The 20963-nt window shown below is 69.0% G+C and carries 15 protein-coding genes; 12 read left to right on the top strand and 3 right to left on the bottom strand.

Going from position 1 to position 20963, the window contains the following annotated elements; genetic code table 11:
* The first annotated feature begins 106 nt into the window (after window positions 1–106).
* The 11 genes from wecB to M2421_RS12120 are packed head-to-tail and all read left to right on the top strand — an operon-like array spanning window position 107 to window position 15807.
* The gene (gene wecB, locus M2421_RS12170) at window positions 107–1288 is read left to right on the top strand and encodes a UDP-N-acetylglucosamine 2-epimerase (non-hydrolyzing) (protein WP_259206989.1); all 1182 of its coding nucleotides are present in this window, start codon (window positions 107–109) and stop codon (window positions 1286–1288) included.
* A complete protein-coding gene (locus tag M2421_RS12165; RefSeq protein WP_259206987.1) occupies window positions 1285–3498 on the top strand; it encodes a cellulose biosynthesis cyclic di-GMP-binding regulatory protein BcsB in 2214 nt (737 codons plus the stop codon). The genes wecB and M2421_RS12165 overlap by 4 nt, the downstream gene beginning before the upstream one ends.
* 6 nt (window positions 3499–3504) lie before the next feature.
* Entirely contained in the window at window positions 3505–5649 is a 2145-nt protein-coding gene (locus M2421_RS12160; protein WP_259206982.1) for a glycosyl transferase family protein, read from the top strand.
* Entirely contained in the window at window positions 5646–8462 is a 2817-nt protein-coding gene (locus M2421_RS12155) for a hypothetical protein (protein ID WP_259206979.1), read from the top strand. Before M2421_RS12160 ends, M2421_RS12155 begins: the two co-directional genes overlap by 4 nt.
* Window positions 8463–8482: 20 nt before the next feature.
* Window positions 8483–9514 carry a twin-arginine translocation pathway signal gene (locus tag M2421_RS12150; protein WP_259206977.1) on the top strand — a complete coding sequence of 344 codons (1032 nt, stop codon included), beginning with the start codon at window positions 8483–8485 and terminating at the stop codon, window positions 9512–9514.
* Between the two features lie 4 nt (window positions 9515–9518).
* Window positions 9519–10643 carry a cell division protein FtsQ gene (locus M2421_RS12145; protein WP_259206976.1) on the top strand — a complete coding sequence of 375 codons (1125 nt, stop codon included), beginning with the start codon at window positions 9519–9521 and terminating at the stop codon, window positions 10641–10643.
* A gap of 12 nt (window positions 10644–10655) precedes the next feature.
* Entirely contained in the window at window positions 10656–12236 is a 1581-nt protein-coding gene (locus M2421_RS12140; protein ID WP_259206974.1) for an MBOAT family O-acyltransferase, read from the top strand.
* 13 nt (window positions 12237–12249) lie between these two features.
* On the top strand, window positions 12250–12480 hold the full coding sequence (locus M2421_RS12135) for a phosphopantetheine-binding protein (protein WP_038690541.1): 231 nt from the start codon (window positions 12250–12252) through the stop codon (window positions 12478–12480).
* 30 nt (window positions 12481–12510) lie between these two features.
* Entirely contained in the window at window positions 12511–13986 is a 1476-nt protein-coding gene (locus tag M2421_RS12130; RefSeq protein WP_259206967.1) for an AMP-binding protein, read from the top strand.
* A complete protein-coding gene (locus M2421_RS12125) occupies window positions 13983–14669 on the top strand; it encodes an alginate O-acetyltransferase AlgF (RefSeq protein ID WP_259206965.1) in 687 nt (228 codons plus the stop codon). The genes M2421_RS12130 and M2421_RS12125 overlap by 4 nt, the downstream gene beginning before the upstream one ends.
* Window positions 14670–14673: 4 nt before the next feature.
* Window positions 14674–15807 carry an acyl-CoA dehydrogenase family protein gene (locus tag M2421_RS12120; protein ID WP_259206963.1) on the top strand — a complete coding sequence of 378 codons (1134 nt, stop codon included), beginning with the start codon at window positions 14674–14676 and terminating at the stop codon, window positions 15805–15807.
* Between the two features lie 57 nt (window positions 15808–15864).
* Here the strand turns inward: M2421_RS12120 and M2421_RS12115 are convergent, their stop codons facing one another.
* The 3 genes from M2421_RS12115 to ettA form a co-directional block, all read right to left on the bottom strand.
* A complete protein-coding gene (locus M2421_RS12115; RefSeq protein WP_259206961.1) occupies window positions 15865–16863 on the bottom strand; it encodes a DUF4434 domain-containing protein in 999 nt (332 codons plus the stop codon).
* A 47-nt stretch (window positions 16864–16910) separates the two neighbouring features.
* Window positions 16911–18227 (bottom strand): NCS2 family permease, encoded by a 1317-nt coding sequence (locus M2421_RS12110; RefSeq protein WP_259206959.1) that lies wholly within the window; start codon window positions 18225–18227, stop codon window positions 16911–16913.
* Window positions 18228–18377: 150 nt separating this feature from the next.
* The gene (gene ettA / locus M2421_RS12105; protein ID WP_259206955.1) at window positions 18378–20042 is read right to left on the bottom strand and encodes an energy-dependent translational throttle protein EttA; all 1665 of its coding nucleotides are present in this window, start codon (window positions 20040–20042) and stop codon (window positions 18378–18380) included.
* 237 nt (window positions 20043–20279) lie between these two features.
* Here ettA and M2421_RS12100 point away from each other — a divergent pair, with 237 nt between their 5' ends.
* Window positions 20280–20744: an RcnB family protein gene (locus tag M2421_RS12100; protein WP_259206952.1), complete on the top strand. Its 465-nt coding sequence runs from the start codon at window positions 20280–20282 to the stop codon at window positions 20742–20744.
* Window positions 20745–20963: the final 219 nt, after the last annotated feature.

Here is a 20963-nt window from a genome sequence, read left to right as displayed (position 1 = left end):
CGGGGAAATGTGATCCACATCACGTTGCACTGGCTAGCTCTCGCCACTTGGCCTACGATTTGCGTGATGGAAGTCACACTCGTTGGTCGTCACAGGGAGCTGTCCGGTGAAGGTTCTATCTGTTTTTGGTACCCGTCCTGAAGCCATCAAGATGGGACCACTGGTCCGCGCGCTGCACGCGGCGCCCGATATCGACTCCATCGTCTGCATCACCGGGCAACACCGGGCGATGCTCGACCAGGTGATGTCGCTGTTCGACATCCACCCCGACCACGACCTTGACGTGATGGTGGCCAACCAGACCCTCAACGGGCTGTGTTCGCGCCTGTTCGCCAAGCTCGATGCGCTCTACGAGCAGGTGCAGCCCGATCGCGTGCTGGTGCACGGCGATACCAGCACGGCGATGACCGCCGCACTGGCCGCCTTCCACCGCCGCATTCCGGTGGCGCACGTGGAAGCCGGGCTGCGTACCGGTGACCTGCAGCAGCCCTGGCCGGAAGAAATGAACCGACGCGTCATCGACGTGGTCGCCGACCATCTGTTCGCGCCCACCGACAGCTCGCGCTACAACCTGGAACAGGAAAACCTGGCCGGGCGCATCAGCGTCACCGGCAACACCGTCATCGACGCGCTCAAGCAGACCGTCGAGCGCATCGACCGCGACGCGCATCTGCGCGCGGAGATCGATGCCCACTTCCCGTTCCTGGAGCCCGAACGCAAGCTGCTGCTGGTCACCGGCCACCGCCGCGAGAACTTCGGTGGCGGCTTCGAGAACATCTGCCGCGCGCTGGCCGAGCTGGCCCAGCGCGAGGACCTGCAGATCGTCTACCCGGTGCATCTGAACCCGAACGTGCAGGGCCCGGTGCATGCGCACCTGGGCGGGCTGGACAACGTGCACCTGATCGCGCCGCAGGACTACCTCAACTTCGTCCGCCTGATGCAGCGTGCGCACGTGGTGCTGACCGACTCCGGCGGCGTGCAGGAAGAAGCGCCGGCGCTGGGCCGGCCGGTGCTGGTGATGCGCGACGTCACCGAACGCCCCGAGGCCGTGCAGGCCGGCGTGGTACGCCTGGTCGGCACCGATCCGGCACGGATCGTCGCCGCGGTGCATGCCGCCTGCGACGGGCCGCGGGTGGCGGCGCACTTCATCGCCGACGCCAGCCCCTATGGCGATGGCCGTGCCTCGGCACGGATCGTGGCCGCGCTGCGCGGCGAGCCGTTCGACGAGTTCGTGGCGGCCCACCCGGCGCCGATGTCCCATACCTCCCTTTCCGAACTGACGCCATGACCCAGACCAACCGGATTACCGCTCATTTCCCCAAGGTAGTACCGCTGGCCTTGGTCCTGGCCCTCCCACTCAGTCCTGCCCACGCCGCCGACACCGCGGCCGGGCAGTTCAGCGAGTGGGCCGCCGATGCCACCGTGACCCGCAGCATGACCCTGCGCGAGCTTGGCTTCCGCCAGGCGCTGACCCTCAGCGGGCAGGAGAGCCAGCGCGAAATCTACCTGCCGGTCCCGGCGGGCGTGCCCACCCGCGATGCGCAGCTGCAGCTCGATGGCCGCTACGTGCGCGGCCATACCGGGCGCAGCTCGGGCCTGTGGTCGGTGGACGGCGACCCGGTCGCCGCGCGCTCGATCACCGATCCGCAGGGCGATGCCAGCCAGTTGCTGGCCATCGACGGGCTGCCGCGCGACAACGGCTTCGTGCGGGTCAACGTCGGCTGGTGGTCGGTGGTATCCGACTATCGCTGCGCCGACCAGAGCGCCCCGGCCAACGTGCTGCGGCTGTCGCCGGACTCGCGCTTCAGCTATCGCTTCGACGGCCGCGCGGTGAACACCGTGGCCAAGGCCTGGGGCGCCCTGCCGGCGCGGGTGCGCCTGCTGGTGGATGGCAAGGCGCTGCAGGCACCGGCCTACGACGCGGCGTGGCGGGTAGGTGCGGCGCTGCGCAACGGTGGCAAGCAGGTGGACGTGGTGGCGCTGCCGGTGGTGGGCGGTACCGTCGACCTGACCGGCATCAGCATTCCGGCCAGCCTGCAGGGCGTGCCGGCCTACGCGGCATTGGCCGCTGGCGGCAGCCAGCACCGGATCGCCTCTCTGGCCGAGGTGGGCGCGCTGCTGTCACTGCGCGACAGCGGCCCGCTGGCGGTGGACGTGGCGATCAGTACCGATCCGCTGCGCGCCGCCGTGCGCGCTGCGCTGGACGCCCTGGCAACGGAAGTCGGTGCGAGCGGTGGCGACGCCGCGGCTGCATTCACCGCGTGGCGCGGCAGCGACATGGCCGCATTGGAGAAGGGCACCGGCACCGCGTCGGTGAGCGTGGCCGCGGTCGCCGGGCGTCCCACGCTGGTGGTCGCCGCCGACGCCGGGGCCAAGGTGGCCGGGCTGCTCAGCGAGCAGTGGCGTGCCTATGCACTGGGCCGCACCCTGCAGGTTGCGCAGGCCAGCGCAGCGCCGGTCGGCGAAGACGCCGTGCTGCTCAGCCGCCTGGGCAACATCGCCGGCACCCTGGACATCGTCACCCGCGGCGACCGGACCGCCAGCTTCGAGCTCGGCGCCCTCTCGGCCGACGGCCGTCTGCCCGACCAGGTGGTGGTCGATGTCTCGGCCGCGCCCAACGCGGCCGGGCAGGGCGCGGTAGCCAGCATCTACTTCAACGACTATCTGCTGGGCGCCAAGGTGCTGGCCAGCGACGGCAAGCCGCAGCGACTGGTCGCCAAGGTGCCGGCCTATGCGCTGGCGGCACGCAACGAAGTGCGCATCAGCTTCCTGCGCCAGCCGGCGCGCCCGTACTGCCACGACCCGGCCACCGCCTTCCCGGTGTCGGTGCTGCCCAGCAGCCACCTGACCCTGGCCAAGCGGACCCTCGATGCCGACTTCATCGGCGCGGCCAGCCAGCTGGCGCACGCCAATGAAGTGTTCGTCCCGACCACCTGGCTGCAGGATGCCCCGGCATCGCTGGCCAAGGTGATCGCCATCGCCAGTGCGGTGGGCGTGTCGCCGCAGGCGGCCGAGCTGAAGGTGGTGGCCGCCGGTACCGCGATCAGCCCCGGCCATCCATACCTGGCCTTCGCGCTGGCCCCGTCCGGGATCAGCCCGGCCGGGCTCAAGGACGGTCACCTGGTGGTCAACGGCGGCAACCAGCCGCTGCTCGACGTGACCGGGTTGGACCGTGCCGCCGCCGTGCAGGTGGTGGACGGCGGTGGCCACACCGGCGTGCTCTACACCGACCTCGGTGCGCAGGGCCCGCTGCTGGAGCAGCCGTTCCGGCTGCGGCGCGGCGACCTCGCCGTGCTCGATGGCAGTGGCGTGGTGACTGATTTCAACAGCCAGGATCCGTATGGCGCACGGCTGGCCGATGTCGGCAACCCGCAGCCGTGGTGGCAGCAGCACATGGTGTGGCTGCTGGTGCTGGTCGGCCTGGTGGTGTTTGCCCTGCTGGCCGCACGCGTCGCCCAGATCCGTCGTCGCCGCGCGTCCGGCAGCAGCGGGCACTGATCGCCCGTGAACGGTCTCCCCTGGGATATCCACCTGGCCAACTACTACGCCGCCCTGGAAACAGTGGCGGCGGCGGTGGCCGTGTTGATCCTGATTTCCAGCCTCGATGACCTGTTCATCGACATCTGGTACTGGGTCCGCGAAAGCTGGCGCACGCTGACCGTCAAGAAGCGGCGCGAGTATCGCCCGCTGACCCAGCAGGACCTGCTGCAGCGCCCGGAGCAACCGTTGGCGATCATGGTGCCGGCCTGGGCCGAGTACGACGTGATCGCGCAGATGGTGGAGAACATGATCGATGTACTCGACTACCGCGAGTACATCGTCTTCGTCGGCACCTATCCCAACGATGCCGAGACCATCGCCGAGGTGGAGCGCATGCGCCGGCGCTACAAGCGCCTGCGCCGCGTGGAGGTGCCGCATGCCGGCCCGACCAGCAAGGCCGACTGCCTGAACTGGCTGATCCTGTCGATCTTCGATTACGAGAAGCGCCACGACATCGAGTTTGCCGGGGTGATCCTGCACGACAGCGAGGACGTGCTGCACCCGATGGAGCTGCGCTTCTTCAACTACCTGCTGCCGCGCAAGGACATGATCCAGTTGCCGGTGACCTCGCTGGATCGCGAGTGGTACGAGTTGATCGCCGGCGTCTACATGGACGAGTTCGCCGAATGGCACGCCAAGGACCTGGTGGTGCGCGAAAGCGTGTCCGGCATGGTGCCCTCGGCGGGCGTCGGCACCTGCTTCTCGCGCAAGGCGCTGCTGGCATTGAGCGCGGCCACCAACAACCAGCCGTTCAACACCGACAGCCTCACCGAGGACTACGACGTGGGCGCGCGCCTGGCGGCGATGGGCATGCATTCGATCTTCGCCCGGTTCCCGGTGCAGTTCCGCGTGCGCCGCCCCTCGTGGTTCGGCTGGGGACCGGTGCGCGAAAGTACCCAGTCGATGGCGCTGTGCGTGCGCGAGTATTTCCCCGACAACTTCCGCGCCTCCTACCGGCAGAAGGCGCGCTGGGTGCTCGGCATCGGCCTGCAGAGCTGGGAAACGCTGGGCTGGCGCGGGTCGCTGGCCACCAAGTACCTGCTGGCGCGCGACCGCAAGGGCATCGTCACCTCGTTCGTCAGCATCATCGCCTACATCATCTTCCTGCAGCTGCTGCTGTTCTGGGTCTTGAAGATGACCGGGCTGTGGCAGACCCAGTTCCCGACCATCTTCCAGGCCGGCACCTGGCAGATGAACATCGCCCTGATCACCACCGCTGCCCTGGCCAGTCGCGTGGTGCAGCGCTTCTACTTCGTCAACAAGCTGTACGGATGGGAACACGCGTTGATGTCGATCCCGCGCATGGTGGTCGGCAACATGATCAACTTCATGGCCACCGCGCGCGCGTGGCGCATGTTCCTGCTGTACCTGCTGTTCGGCAAGCGCATGGTGTGGGACAAGACCATGCACGATTTCCCCAGTGCCTCGCAGCTGGTGCAGACCCGCAAGCGCCTCGGCGAGCTGCTCACCACCTGGCAGGCGGTCGAGCCCGAACGCCTGGAAGAAGCGCTGCAGCAACAGCAGGGCGGGCGCCAGCAGCCGCTGGGCCGGATCCTGGTCTCGCAGGGCTGGCTGGATGATGAAACCCTGGCCGAGGCCATCGCGTTCCAGGGCGACCTGGCGCGTGCCGTCATCGACGTGGACTACCTGCAGGCCGGGGTGTTCCCGCTGTCGGTGGAAGCGTGCGTGCAGTGGCGCCTGTTGCCCCTGCCGCGCAGCACGGCCGATACGTTGTCGGTCGCGGTGGCCAACCCGCTCAGCGAGGCTGAGCAGGCCCAGCTGCTGCACGACGTGCACGCCAGTGCCGTGGAGCAGTCGATCGCGCGCGAAAGCGAAATCAATGCCGGCCTGCGTCTGATCAGCGGTGAAACCTACCGCATCGACGCGGTGCCGTTGCTCGGCGACCTGCTGGTGGAGATGCGCCTGATCGCCCGCGACCAGTTCGAGCGCGTGCTGGACGAATACAAGCCGCAGCGCGACGGGCGCATCGGCGACTACCTGGTCAAGCACGGCGTGGCCACCGAAGCGGCGATCGCCGAAGCGGTGCGCGAGCAGCATCGCCGGTCCGGGCAACCCCAATACAGCGCCGACGGAGAGCTGAAGGCATGAGGACCACCCTGCTTTCCAGCGTGATCGCGCTGAGTCTGATCGGCCTGGGCAGTGCCTGTGCGCACGCGCAGGAATCATTGCCGCTCTCGGGCAACGCCTACCGCATCGCCGAGCAGGCATTCGGCGCCTATGAGCGCGGCGATTTCCCCCAGGCCTACCGCAGCGCCAGCGAGGCGGTGCGGTTGCGCCCGGACGTGGCGCGGCTGCGGCTGCTGCAGATCTACGCGGCGCAGAAGCTGGGCCGCAACGACGAGGCGCGCGCCCTGGCACAGCGTGCCATCGCCGCGGGCATCACCGATCCGGCGTTGCCGGCGCTGGCGGCCGCCCCGGCACGCGGCAATGCCGCCGCCGGCCCCCGGGCTGACGCCGCCGCGAAACCCACGGCGGCCGAGCTGGCGTACCAGCGCGCGTTCGCGCTGGCCACCCAGGCCTACGAGGCCTACAACAACGACCGCATGGCAGAGGCTGCCAGCAAGGCCGAGCAGGCGTTCCGCCAGCAACCGCAGCAGGGCGCGTGGGCGACCCTGTGGGTGGCCTCGCTGGAGGCCCAGCAGCAGTTGGAACAGGCTGACGCCGCGGCGGCCACGGCGATCCAGCTCGGCGCGCCCAACGTCGGCGACCTGCAGGCCAAGCGGGTCGCGCTGGGCCGGCAGCGGGCGGTCAAGCCGGCGCAGGAAGGCTATCAGGCACTGATCGCGCAGGACTTCGGCGCGGCCACCCGATCCGCGCAGCAGGCCGTCGAGCACGCGCCCGATGTCGCCTCGCACCGCCTGCTGCTGATGACCGCGCAGATGCTCGATGAACAACTGCCGGCAGCCGAGACCACCGCCGACCAGGCCCTGGCCAATGACAGCGACGACACCGTCGCCCTGGTGATGCGCGCCTACCTGCGCCAGCGCCAGATGAAGACCGCGCAAGCCAACGCGGACTTCGACGCTGCGCTCAAGCAGGATTGGCTGGATGGCCAGCAATTGCGCAACGTGCGCCTGCTCGCCACCGATGCGGCGATCGCCGCCGGCGACCGCGCGCGCGCGGCCCAGCTGCTGCAGCCGCTGCAGCAGGAGACCTATGCAGACCTGGACGCCGACGCACGCAAGGCCGTGCAGGATGCGGTGGCCGAACGCAGCAAGGCGCTGGCACGGGCCCGGCCCGGCCAGGCGCTCACCCTGGCCGACTACCCGGCACCGTTCCAGCAGTGTCGCGATACCCCTTACGGCACGCAGTGCGAAGTGATGCCGGCCGACCTGCAGGGCGAGGGCGGGGCGTCGCAGCGCGCCTACGCGGCATTCGGCCGGCAGGACTACCAGGAAGCCATCCGCCAGGCCCAGCAGGCCGTCAGCGATGACCCCGACAACCGCACCCTGCAGGCGCTGCTGACCACCACCCTGTCGGCCGGCGACCGTGCCCAGGCGGCGCAGGCGCGGCAGCGCCTGGACACCGCGTTGGCGGCCACGCCCGATGACGCCGCCCTGCTCATGCAGCGCGGCTACCTCCACCAGCGCGTCGGCGAGCCGGAGCAGGCGCTGGCCGACTTCCGCGCGGCCCAGGCCACCGGCAAGGCGCCGCCCACCGTGATCCTGGACCAGGCCTATGCCAGCGCGGCCAGCGGCGCCAACCGCGACGCGGTGACCCTGCTGCGCGGCGCGATCGACAGTGCCGACGCAGGCACGCTGAAACTGGACACGGCGCAGCGTTACAACACCCGCAGTTCCATCGCCAACCTCTCGCGCGAGTGGGGCGTGATCGCCTCGGCCGGCTACCGCGGCGCGCGCCAGGCAGCCACCAACCTCGGCGGCGCGGCGATCAGCACGCCGGGCGATTCGGTGTTCGGCACGCTCGAAGCATTCTGGCGGCCGCCCGCGTTGAACACCCGCCACGGCACGCTCGAAGCCTACGCACGCATCGCCAACACGCTGTACGACGAGGGCGGCACGTTCGAGTCGATCCTGGCCGTGGACCCCTGCACCGGTGAAGCCACCGAGGACGCCCGCGCCCGGGCCGAACGCCTGAGCCGCTCGCGCTCGATCGCCGGCTGGCCGTCCACCATCGCCTCCTTCGGCGTGCGCTATGCGTTTGGCCAGACCGGTCTGAGCGCGGGCATCGAGCGCCGCCAGTTCGCCGGTACCGCCACCCGCAACGGCGGCATCTATCCCGATTCCACCGCGATCCAGTGCCGCATCCAGCTCGACTCCAATCGTCCGCTGCAGATCAACACGCTGGCCCGGTATCGCCTGGACAGCAACGCCGGCGGTTGGATGTCCTACCTGACCTACGGCTTCTACAAGGGCACCGGTGTGCGTACCGACGTCAACCAGTGGTGGACGCTCAGCGGTTACGCGCAGGCCGGCCTGAGCTGGGACGACAACCGCGCCCACTTCACCATCGATGCGCTGGACGCCAATGGCGATCCGTCGCAGCGCATCCTGCAGTCCGATGGCCGCCTGCGCCGCCAGCAATGGTTTGGTGCGGCCGAAGTCCGCGCCGGGCGCAGCTACCGCTTCGGCGCCGCGCAGACCCGCTGGGTGGTCAACCCGTACCTGGTCGTCGGCGCGGACTGGATCGACCAGACCTCGAAGGTGCGTGGCATCGAGTACCCGCTGATCGGCGCGCAGTCCTTCACCCTGTCCGACACCGCCAGCAGCTGGTCGCTGGGGGCCGGTCCCGGCGTTGGCGTGCGTTACTGGTTCCGCGAAGACCATTACAACGCCGCACGCTCGTATCTCGACGTGGCGGTGCAGTACCGCTTCGCCATCGGCGGCGGCGATACGCAGCGGGCCAAGGGCCTGTTCGCCACTGCCACGCTCTATTACTGATCCAGGAAAAGGACCCGACGATGACCCACGCCCGATCCTCCGCCCGCCCCTCCCGCCTGCGGCCGCTGTTGCTGGCCGCGCTGTGCGGCGCGCTGTGCGCCACGGCACCGGCGATCGCACAGACGCCGCCGGCGGCGGCCGGCGCGGCCAACCAGGACTCCTCGATCGTGCTGATCGGCAAGGATGGCTGGCTGTTCCCGGCGTGGGGCAGCCTCACCGACGTCGATGCGCCGGCGATTGCCCGCAACACCCAGCTGATCGCCCAGGCGCGCACCGCGCTGGCCGCGGCCGGGGTCAAGCTGGAGGTGCTGGTGCTGCCGGACAAGGCCCTGTTCTACGAAGACAAGCTGCCCGACGGCAAGCGCCTGGGCGAGGCCGTACGCGGCCGCTATGCGCTGGTCCATGACGGGCTGGAAACCTCCGGCGTGCCCTCGGTCGATGCGTTGCAGGTGTTGCGCCAGGTCAAACAGGGCGGGCAGGAGGTGTTCTACCGCAGCGACCAGCACTGGACCCAGCCGGCGGCCGACGCCGTGGCCTCGGCCGTGGCCGCGCAGATCCGCCAGCAGGTGCCCAGCCTGGCGGGCGAGGCCGGCACCGGGATGGCGCTGGGCAGCGAGATCAAGGAACGCCGCTTCGGCGACCTGGCCGAACTGTTCCTCACCGAAGAGCAGCGCAGGTCCATTGGCCGTGACACCTTCACCGTGCGCCGCCAGGCCGAGCAGCAGTCGCTGCTGGACGATGCGCCGGCGCCGGTGCATGTCACCGGCCACAGCATGGTGCAGCCGTACTTCGGCTTCCCGCAGAAGCTCTCCAACGTGCTCGACCGCCCGGTCTCGGTGAACTGGAAGCCGGGCAACGTCGGCCACTGGGTGATGCTGCTGGAGTACCTGGAGTCGCCCGAGTTCCGCGCGCACAAGCCGCAGGTGCTGGTCTGGCAGATGTTCGAGCCGTCCTACGTGCAGGGCCCGGATGCACGTGGCCAGTGGGACAACGCCTCGATCATGACCCCGCAGCAATGGACCGCACGCTTGAACAAGGCACTGGGGCAGTAACCCGATGAGTGCTCGTCCCGGCGCGCCCGCGCCACTGCCCCCCGCCGCGCCGGCGCGTGCCCACCTGCCCACGACGGTGGTGGTGATCGCGCTGCTGGTGGTCGGCCTGCTCGCTGGCGGCTGGATGCTGGGCAGGGCGAAGATTCCGGCGGCGTCGCTGGCGCCGGCGCGCTGGGCCGATGGCGAGGCGGGCCGCGCGATCAACGAAGCGCTCAAGCTGCCGGTGCAGGCCCAGGCCGACCTGGCCACGGCGGCGCTGCGCTATCGCCTGCTGGGCGACCTCGGCCCGCAGGTCGCACTGGGGTGCCCGGACTGGCTGTTCTATCGCGACGGCCTGCGCCCGCAGCCGGGTGCCGGCGACCAGGTCGTCCAGCAGCGGGTGCGCCTGATGCGGCACTGGTCGGCCCAGCTCAAGGCGCAGGGCGTGCAGTTGCTGGTGGTGGTGGTGCCGGACAAGTCGCGGATCGAACAGGCGCACACCTGCGGGCTGCGGCATTCGGCGAACATGCGCGCGCGGCTCGGCCAGTGGCAGCAGGCACTGCAGGTCGCCCAGGTGCCGTCGGCCGACCTGCTCCCGGTGCTGCAGGGCGCCGACGCGCCCATGTTCTTCCGTACCGACGTGCACATGAACCGGCTCGGCGCGCAGCGCGCGGCCGACGCGGTGGCCGCCGCTGCGCTGCCCTTGCTGGGTGGCCCGGGCGGGCAGGCCTTCGAGGTCGGCGCGCCGGGCGCAGCCAGACCGCGCATGGGCGACCTGATCGTGCTGGCCGGATTGGAGAAGGCACCGCCGGCCTGGCGCCCGGCGCTCGACCGCGAGCCGGAGCAGGTGATCACCCCGCTGCGCAGCGGCGGCCTGCTCGATGACACCCCGCCGGTGGAGGTACTGCTGCTGGGCAGCTCCAATGGCCGCCGCAGCCTGTTTGCCGAGCGCCTGGGCCATGCGCTGGGGCGCGAAGTGTGGAACCAGAGCCTGGATGGTGGGCAGTTCTCGGGCGCGTTGCTGGCCGCCTGGCCGCAGCGTGCGCAGTGGCCATCGACAGTGAAGCTGGTGGTCTGGGAATTCTCCGAAATGGCCCTGTCCTTGCCGTTGACCGACGGTGAGCAGGCAACACTGGCCGAGATCCACTGAGCGCTACGGACGATGCTTTTCAACTCCTTCCTGTTCCTGCTGGTGTTCCTGCCGATCGCACTGGGCGTGCATTACGCGCTGGGTGCGGTGCGACCGCGGCTGGCCGCGTTGTGGCTGTGCGTGGCCTCGATCGTGTTCTACGGCTGGTGGAACCCGCAGTTCGTGATCCTGCTGTCCGGCTCGATCGTGTTCAATTACCTGGTCAGCCTGGTGATCCTGTCGCTGGCCAGGCGGCCCAGGCTGCAGCTGCTGGCCACCGCGCTGGGCGTGGCCGCCGACCTGCTGCTGCTGGTGCACTACAAGTACTTCGCGGCGATGGTGAATTTCGTCGGCGAGATGGGTTTCAACGTCGGCCCGATGGACGCGCTGATCCTGCCGCTGGGCATTTCCTTCTTCACCTTCACCCAGATCGGCTACCTGCTCGACTGCCGTGCCGGCGTGGTCAACGACCGCAGCCCGCTCAGCTACGTGCTGTTCGTGACCTTCTTCCCGCACCTGATCGCCGGCCCCATCCTCCACCACAAGGAGATGATGCCGCAGTTCAGCAAGCGCGAAACCTACCGTTTCCAGGCCGACAACCTCTCGGTGGGCGGCATGCTGTTCGTGATCGGTCTGGCCAAGAAAGTGCTGCTGGCCGACACCATCGCCCCGTATGCCGATGCCGGCTTCGCGTCCACGGGCGAGGTCCAGTTCTGGGGGGCCTGGGCCACCGCGCTCAGCTATGCGTTGCAGCTCTACTTCGATTTTTCCGGTTACTCGGACATGGCGCTGGGCCTGGCGCGGATGTTCGGCATCCGCTTCCCGCTCAACTTCAACTCGCCGTACAAGGCGACCAGCGTGATCGACTTCTGGGCGCGCTGGCACATGACCCTCACCCGCTACATCACCGCCTACCTGTACTACCCGGTGGCGATGGCGGTGACCCGCTGGCGCACCCGCCACGGCCGCGCCACCGGCCCGGCCGCGGTGGCCTCGGCCGGCGGCTTCCTGTCGATGATCGTGCTGCCCACGGTGTGGGCGATGGGCCTGGCCGGCATCTGGCATGGCGCCGGCCTGCAGTTCCTGATCTTCGGCCTGCTGCATGCCGGCTACCTCTCCATCAACCATGCCTGGCGCGTGTTCGTCGGTGGCCGCAAGCCGGCCGCGCTGCGCCAGCTGCGCTGGTACCAGCACGCCGGCTACGTGTTGCTCACCTTTGGCGCGGTGCTGGTGGCACAGGCGTTCTTCCGCGCCGACGGCGTGCACGATGCCTGGGAGCTGGTCCAGGCCATGTTCGGCGTGCGTGGTTGGGAAAGCCTGGAGAACCTGGGCTACCTTGGCGGCATGGGGCTGGGCGACAGCTGGCGCCTGCTGGCCGGGCACCACGTGCAGCTGCTCTACATCCTGGTGCTGCTGGCCATCGTCTGGCTGGCACCCAATGCGCAGCAGATCATGGGCGTGTACGGCCCGTCGCTGGCCAAGCCGAGCCCGGCCCCGCGCGCGTGGATGCGCTGGCAGCCCAACTGGCAATGGCTGCTGGTGATGCTGCTCATGCTGGGCCTGTCGCTGCTGAGCCTGCACAAAGAATCCCGTTTCCTCTACTTCCAGTTCTGACAAGGTGAACCCGATGGATATCCAGACCCTCCAGGCCCAGTTGATCGACATCGTCGAAGCGGTGATCGGCACCCGCGTGCAGCCCGACGAATACATGGAGTCGCTGTTCGACTCGATGTCCAAGGTGCAGCTGATGGTCGAGGTCAAGGACCGCCTCGGCGTGACCCTGCCGGTCGATGAGATCGATGCGCTGGTCGATTCGGTGCAGGTGCTGGCCGACTACGTGGCCGCGCACCAGCGCTGAGCCTTCCCCCCCCCTGCAGGAGCCGCCCGCATGCGCTTCGATTTCGACCACTGCCGCTTCGTCGAGCTGGACCGCGCGCCGCACGCGCCGGCGCTGCACGATGCCGATGGCACCCTGGACTGGGCCGCGCTGCACGCGGCGACCCAGGCCTGGATCGTGCGCGCGCAGGCGGCCGGCGTGCAGCCGGGGCATGCGCTGGTGATCTCCGGGCACAAGCAGTCCGCGTTCGTGGTGGCCATGCTTGGCTGCCTGCGACTGGGCGTCACCTACGTACCGGTGGACACCATCAACCCGGCGGCGCGGCTGCAGCGCATCACCCAGCTCACCCATGCCGGGGCGATCTACGATGCGGCCACCGACACCTTCGGCCCTGGCGCCGATGCGCCGCGCGCGCTGCGCGTGCCGGAGCTGGCCTACATCATGTTCACCTCGGGCAGCACCGGCGACCCCAAGGGCGTGCAGATCGGCCGCGACAGCGTGGCGCTGTTCACCGGCTGGATTCGCGACTGCCTGCAGCTGGGTGAAGCACCGGCGTTCCTCAACCAGATGCTCTTCAGCTTCGACTTCTCGCTGTTCGACCTGTGCGGTGCGCTCGGCCTGGGCGGCAGCTGCGTGCTGTGCCCGCGCGAGGTGATCGCCGACAGCGAGCGTTTCGTCGAGCACCTGCGGCATTCGGCGGTGGCGGTGTGGGCCTCCACGCCCTCGTTCGTGCGCCAGCAGATGCTCAACCCACGCTTCAACGCCGAGCACCTGCCGTCGCTGAAGGTCTTCGTGTTCGGCGCCGAATCGCTCACCCCACGCGTGGCCGAGGAACTGTGGGCGCGTTTCCCGCAGGCGCGCATCATCAACTCCTACGGCCCCACCGAAGCCACCTGCTCGACCACCTGGGTGGAGATCGACCCGGCGCTGCGTGCGGCCGCCCCGAACCCGTTCCCGATCGGCGTGGCCAAGCCGTATGCCGAGGTCTTCATCGACGATGGCGAAATCTGCATGGCCGGCGACCACGTCATGCGCGGCTATCTGGACCGCCCGGACCTGGACGAAGGCGTGTTGTTCGACCACCACGGCAAGCGCGCCTACCGCAGTGGCGACCTCGGCGATCTCGACGACCAGGGCCGCGTGTACTTCCGCGGCCGCAAGGACGACCAGATCAAGCTCAACGGCTACCGCATCGAGCTGGCCGAAGTGGATGCCTCGCTGTCCACGCTGGACGGCGTGGTGGCGGGTGCAGCGGTGGTGCTGCGCCGGCCCGACGGCAGCCTGGTGCGGATGATCGGCTTCGTCGAGCTGGCCCAGCCCGGCGAAGGCCTGGTGCAGCCGCTGCCCGCCGCGTTGCAGGACTGGAAGGAACAGCTCGGCCGCCGCGTCCCGCCCTACATGATTCCCTCCGAACTGATCGCCGTGGATGCGTTGCCCACCGGCAACAGCAACAAGGTCGACCGCAGACAACTGGAGCAGCGCTATGCATTGGCGCGCACGCTCCGCAGCCAGGAACCCAGACCATGAAGCGCACCCTGATCCCGCTCACCGCCGCCCTGTTGGTGCTTTCCCCGCTGGCCGCTTACGCGCAGCAGGGGGGCCAGGAAGGCCGCCTCGCGCAGCTGTACGCGCCGCGGCCGCCGGCCGGCTCGGCGTTCGTACGCGTGTTGAATCCCGGTAGCGCCGCGCTCAAGGTCGCCGTCGGCAACGGTGCCGAGCAGAGCATCGGCCCGGCCACCCGCGCCACCCGCTACGCCATCGTGGAAGGCGGCAAGCCGTTCAACCTGCGCGTGGCCGGCAAGCCGCGCAGCCAGGCGCAGGTCGCCGCCGGCAGCTTCACCACGCTGGTGCTGGATGCCGCCACCCCGACCAGGCCGCTGGCGGTGTTGGCCGATGGCGGCGGCACCAGCGACGCGCTCAAGGCCGAGATCCGTTTCTACAATCTTGCCAGCGGCTGCACGCAGGGCCGCCTGGCCATGGCCGACAAGGGGCCGGTGGTGTTCCCGGCGGTGCCCGCCGGCAGCAGCAGTGCGCGCGGCATCAACCCGGTCAAGGCGCGCCTGGTAGCCGGCTGCGGCAGCAAGGACAGCGCCCCGCTGGCGCTGCCGGCGCTGCAGCCCGGCGATCACTACAGCCTGTTCCTGACCGGTACGGCGGCCGCCCCGGTGCTGCAGGGTCAGCTCAGTGGCACCGACGCGGTGGGCCGCTGATCCCATGTCCGAGCGTTCCGTTTTCCGCGACGACCACGCCCTGTTCCGCGCGCAGGTGCGTCGCTTCATCGACAGCGACATCGCGCCGCATTACGCGCAGTGGGAGCGCGACGGCATCACCCCGCGGTCGCTGTGGCGCGCAGCGGGCGAGGCCGGCCTGCTCAACTGCCAGCTGCCCGAGCCTTATGGCCTTGGCGGTGATTACGGGCATGCCGCGTGCGTGACCGAAGAACTGGCGCGCGCGAACTACCTGGGCATCGGATTCTCGATCCACTCGGACATGGTGGCGCCGTACCTGATGCAGTACGGCAGCGAAGTCGTGCGCGATGCGTGGTTGCCGGCGATGGCCCGCGGTGAGGTGATCGGTGCCATTGCCATGACCGAACCCGGCGCCGGCAGCGACCTCAAGGCGATCCGCACCCGCGCCGAGCGCCAGGGGGAGCATTACCTGCTGAACGGCCAGAAGACCTGGATCACCAACGGCAGCAATGCCGACGTGGTGGTGGTGGTGGCGACCGTCGCGCCGGAGCTGGGTGCGCGCGGGTTGACCCTGTTCTGCGTGGATACCGCGTGGTCCGGCGTCACCCGTGGCGCGCCGATGCCCAAGATCGGACAGCATGCGCAGGACACCAGCGAACTGTTCTTCGACAACGTGGTGGTGCCGGCCTCGCACCTGCTGGGCGAAGAACAGCGCGGCTTCGATTACCTGGGTGAACAACTGGCCGCCGAGCGCCTGGCCATCGCGCTGCGTGCGGCGGCCTCGGCCGAAGGCATGCTCGCCGAGACCGTGGCCTACGTGCGCCAGCGCAAGGCGTTCGGGCGCTTCCTGATCGACCACCAGAACACCCGCTTCGTGCTCGCCGATGCGGCTGCCAAACTGGCGATGCTGCGCAGTTTCCTCGACCAGTGCCTGGGCGAGCAGATGCAGGGCCGGCTGGATGCGACGGTGGCGGCGATGGCCAAGCTCAATGCCACCGAACTGCAGGGCACGGTGCTTGATGACCTGCTGCAGCTGCACGGCGGCTACGGCTACAGCAGCGAGTACGGCATCGGCCGCGCCTGGACCGATGCACGCGCCCTGCGCATCTTTGGCGGCAGCAGCGAGATCCTGCGCGAGATCATCGGCCGCACGCTGTAACGCGCGTACGGCACGAACCTGTCGCTACCGACCGTCGGTCGGTAGCGGAGGCAGGCCTTACAGGCCCCAGTGACGCCGCAATGCCTTGGCCTGCGGCGTGTCCTGCGACAGCCAGGGATCCAGCGCATACACCAGCACGTGCTCGGCCCCGCTGTCGCGCGCCCAGGCCAGTTGCCGCTCAATACGCGCCGGGTCGGCGGTTTCACCCTTGAACTGGGTACCGTCGGCGTTTCCGCCCGGCAGTTCGCGGAACAACTCGACGATCGCATCGAAGGCCACGCCGCGTTGCTTGAGCAGCGCCAGCAGCGGCCGCAGTTCCTGCACGTTGCCAGCGCCGGCGACGCCCACGCCGTCCTGCACCATCGGCCGCAGCGGGACCTGGTCGAGCACGCTGGCCCACACCGTCTCCAGCCGGCCTTCGGTCTGCAGCCGGCTGAAATAGGTGGACATCGCACAGTCGCCACCGCGCGCCTGCGCGGCCTGCTGCAGGCCGTGCAGCCACTGCACCAGCCATTGCACGCGGGCCGGGTCGGCCCAGTGGTACTGCTCGATCTCGTAGGGCAGGTACCAGCCACCGAACGCCTGCAGGCGTGCCCATGGGGCCTGCGCCAGCCACTGCTGCGCGCGCGCCAGGCTGTCGGCGAAGAACGCTTGCAGCGCGGCATCATCGCCGCCGATGGCCGTCCACCACGACTGCTCGAACGGCAGGCCCACCCGCACCGTGATGCCGGCTTCGCCCGCGGCGGTGAACAGCATCCGCAGGCCCGCGTCCGGCAGCAGCCAATCGCCTTCCGGCGCGCCGTGGATGCCGGCCCACTGCAGCACCAGCCTCTTGCATCCCAGGCGACCGGCCAACTGCATCGAACGCTGCCAGTCGGCCATCGTCCAGTCCAGGTGGCTGCGCCAGGGTTGCAGGAAGGTGCCATCCACCTGGACCGGCATCGAGCAGCCGGGCAGGGCCGCCAACGCGCCCACCGCAGGCGCCAGCAGCGCCGCACGCAACAGGCGGCGACGCAATGGCGAGGAAAGATCGGCTGGCAGTGAAGCATCGCTCATGCCGCCATCATCCCAGAGCCGCGTTGCGGAGGGGTGAACCGTGGCGCTTACTCCAGCGCGTAGCGCAGCACGAACAGGCCGGCCACCAGCCACACCGCCGGATGCACGTCGCGCCAGCGGCCGGTGCCGGCCTTGAGCACCGCATAGGCAATGAAGCCGAAGGCCAGGCCATTGGCGATGGAATAGGTGAAGGGCATCGCCAATGCGCACAGCGCCGCCGGCACCGACTCGGTCAGGTCGCCCCAGTCCACGTCCACCAGCTCGCGCAGCATCAGCCCGGCCACGAACAGCAGGGCAGGGGCGGTGGCATAGCCGGGCACCATCGCCGCCAGCGGCGAGAACAGCAGCGCGGCCAGGAACAGCGCGGCGACCACCAGCGCGGTCAACCCGGTGCGGCCACCGGCCTGTACGCCCGAGGCGCTCTCGGCGAAGGCGGTGGTGCTGCTGGTGCCCAGCAGCGAGCCGGCCACGATCGCGGTGCTGTCGGCCAGCAACGCGCGCCCGAACCGCTTCTGCGCGCCCGGCAGTTTCAACAGGCCCGCCCGCCCGACCACGCCGTACAGCGTGCCGGTGGCGTCGAACACCTCCACCAGGACGAACACCAGCACCACCTGCAGCAGCACGGCGATCGGCGCGCCACCGTTGTGGTGCAGCAGGCCGGGCAGGTCCAGCTGCAGGAACGTGGGGGCCAGGCTCGGCGGCAGCGACACCAGCCCATGGAACTGCACATCACCCAGCAGCCAGGCGGCGCCGGTGACGGCCAGGATGCCGATCAGGATTGCGCCGCGCACCTTGCGCGCTTCCAGGATCGCGATCAGCAGGAAGCCGCCCAGGGCCAGCAGCGGCGGGGCGGTGTTGAGCGGCCCGAGCGCGACCAGGGTATCGGTGTTGGCGATGATCACGCCGGATTTCTGCAGCGCGATGATCGCCAGGAACAGGCCGATGCCGGCCACGATCGCAGCACGCAGCGAGCTGGGGATGCCGGCCACCAGCCAGGCGCGCACGCCGGTCAGCGACAGCGCCAGGAACACCAGCCCGGAAATGAAGACGGCGGCCAACGCCTGTTGCCAGGGCAGCCCGGCTGCGCCGACCACGGTGAAGGCGAAGAACGCGTTCAAGCCCATGCCCGGGGCCATGCCGACCGGGAAGTTGGCCGCAAACGCCATCACCAGCGAGCCCAGTGCCGCGGCCAGGCAGGTGGCGACGAACACCGCGCCCGGGTCCATGCCGGTGGTGGACAGGATGTCCGGGTTGACGAAGACGATGTAGGACATCGTCAGGAAGGTGGTCAGGCCGGCCAGCACTTCGGTGCGCACGGAGGTGCCGTACTGCTGCAGCTGGAACAGGCGCTCGGGGAGGGACATGGTGGAATCTCGTGACGATAAGGCGTCACGACCCACGGTCGTGACCTGCCAGAATGCAAACGGCCGCGCAGTGCGCGCCTGTGTCATGACCAACGGTCATGACCTACCCAAATGCAAACGGCCGCGCAGTGCGCGGCCGTTTTTCCTTTCTTATTTCAGCGCCTTGAAGCGCAGGCGCTTCGGCGCGGCGTCGTCGCCCATGCGGCGGCGCTTGTCTTCCTCGTACTCGCGGTAGTTGCCCTGGAAGAACTCCACGTGCGAGTCGCCTTCGAACGCCAGGATGTGGGTCGCGATGCGATCCAGGAACCAGCGGTCATGCGAAATCACGAAGGTGTTGCCGGGGAACTCCAGCAGCGCATCTTCCAGCGCACGCAGGGTTTCGATGTCCAGGTCGTTGGACGGTTCATCGAGCAGCAGCACGTTGCCACCCTGCAGCAGGGTCTTGGCCATGTGCAGGCGGCCACGCTCACCACCGGACAGCGAACCGACCAGCTTCTGCTGGTCCTGGCCCTTGAAGTTGAAGCGACCGATGTAGGCGCGCGACTGGATCTCGATGCCGTTGATGTTGAGGATGTCCAGGCCGCCGGCGATTTCCTGGAAGACGTTGTGGTTGCCCTCCAGCGCATCGCGGCTCTGGTCCACGTAGGACAGCTTGACGGTCGGACCGACGGTGATTTCGCCCGAATCCGGCTTTTCCTGGCCGGTGATCATCTTGAACAGGGTCGACTTACCGGCACCGTTGGGGCCGATGATGCCCACGATCGCGCCTGCCGGGACCAGGAAGCTCAGTTCGTCGAACAGCAGGCGGTCGCCGAACTTCTTGGACACGTTCTTGAACTCCATCACCGAGTTGCCCAGGCGCTCGCCCGGCGGGATGAAGATTTCGTTGGTTTCGTTGCGCTTCTGGTAGTCCACCGACTGCAGCTCTTCCAGGCGGGCCAGACGGGCCTTGCCCTTGGTGCGGCCGCCCTTGGCATTCTGGCGCGACCATTCCAGTTCCTTCTGGATCGCCTTCTGGCGCGACTTCTCCTGGTTGTCTTCCTGCTTCAGGCGCTCGTCCTTCTGCATCAGCCAGTCGGTGTAGTTGCCCTTCCACGGAATACCGCGGCCGCGATCCAGTTCCAAGATCCACTCGGCGGCGTTGTCCAGGAAGTAGCGATCATGGGTGACCGCGACGACGGTGCCGGTGTAGCGCGCCAGGAACTGTTCCAGCCATTCCACGGACTCGGCGTCGAGGTGGTTGGTCGGTTCGTCGAGCAGCAGCATGTCCGGCTTCTGCAGCAGCAGGCGGCACAGCGCCACGCGGCGCTTTTCACCACCGGAGAGCTTGCCGATGACGGCATCCCACGGCGGCAGGCGCAGCGCATCGGCGGCCACGTCCAGCTGGTTTTCCAGGGTGTGCGCGTCGCCGGCGGCGAGGATCGCCTCCAGGCGCTCCTGTTCCTTGGCCAGCTTGTCGAAGTCGGCGCCTTCCTCGGCGTAGGCCAGGTAGACGGCGTCGAGCTGGGCCTGGGCCTGCAGCACTTCGCCCACGCCTTCCTCGACCGCTTCACGCACGGTCTTGGTCGGGTCCAGCTCGGGTTCCTGGGCCAGGTAGCCGACCTTGATGCCGGCCTGCGGGCGGGCTTCGCCCTCGAAGTCGGTATCCACGCCGGCCATGATCTTGAGCACCGTGGACTTGCCGGCGCCGTTCAGGCCCAGCAGGCCGATCTTGGCACCCGGGAAGAACGACAGCGAGATGTCCTTGATGATCTGCCGCTTGGGCGGGACCACCTTGCTGACGCGGTTCATGGTGTAGATGTATTGCGAGGACATGAGGTCTCCGAAGGCGCGACCCTGCCCCCGTTCCATGCGGAACGGGAACAGATGAATAAAAGGGGTACTCCCGATTATAGCCGGAAGCGATGACAGTCGCCGGTCGGCCCATGGGGCGGGGCTTGCCGGGGCCTGAATGGGCCGTCAAGGCCCTTGAAGTGGAAACCGTTTCCAGCCGGAAACCGTTCAGATGGCGTGCGCATGATGGAGCCATCAATCCACCAAGCGAGGCCAATCATGCGCATGAATCGATTTGTCGTCGGGGCCGTTGCCTCGCTGCTTGCCCTCGGCGCGGTGGCACCGGCCTTCGCCGATGATGACCACCGTGGTCGTGGGCACGACCGCCACGACCGCCACGATGACCGCCATGATCGCCGGCATGACCGCCGCGACTGGCGCGATGACCGCCGCGAGGCGCACCACGATCGTCGCTACTACGACAACCGTGGCCATTACCGCCCGGCACCGCCGCCGCCGCGCGTGGTCTATCGCCCGGGCCCGGGTCGCGGCTACGGGTGGGCGCGGGGTCACCGCTACAACGAGTACTACCGGGGCCCGGTCTACGTGGTCAACGACTACAACCGCTACTCGGTGCGTCGTCCGCCGTATGGCCACCACTGGATCCGCGACGACCGCGGCAACCTGCTGCTGGTCGCCATCGCCACCGGCATCATCGCCGACTACGTGATCAACAGCCGGTAAGCCCACCGTTTCTGTCCAACCCATGCGGCGCCCTCAGGGGCGCCGCATTTCGTTGTGGAGCCGCGTAGCCCGCTCTAAAACGGTTCGCATTCGCTGCGCTAGGCGCGCGTTGGGGCTCTCCAGACGCGGTCGTGGGGGGGGGGGGGGGGGGGGGGGGGGGGGGGGGGGGGGGGGGGGGGGGGGGGGGGGGGGGGGGGGGGGGGGGGGGGGGGGGGGGGG

This window comes from Stenotrophomonas sp. BIGb0135, assembly GCF_024810105.1.
Classification (GTDB): domain Bacteria; phylum Pseudomonadota; class Gammaproteobacteria; order Xanthomonadales; family Xanthomonadaceae; genus Stenotrophomonas; species Stenotrophomonas maltophilia_AB.
The sequence above is the reverse complement of the archived record's forward strand: the minus strand, read 5'-3'. Positions and strand labels throughout refer to the sequence as shown.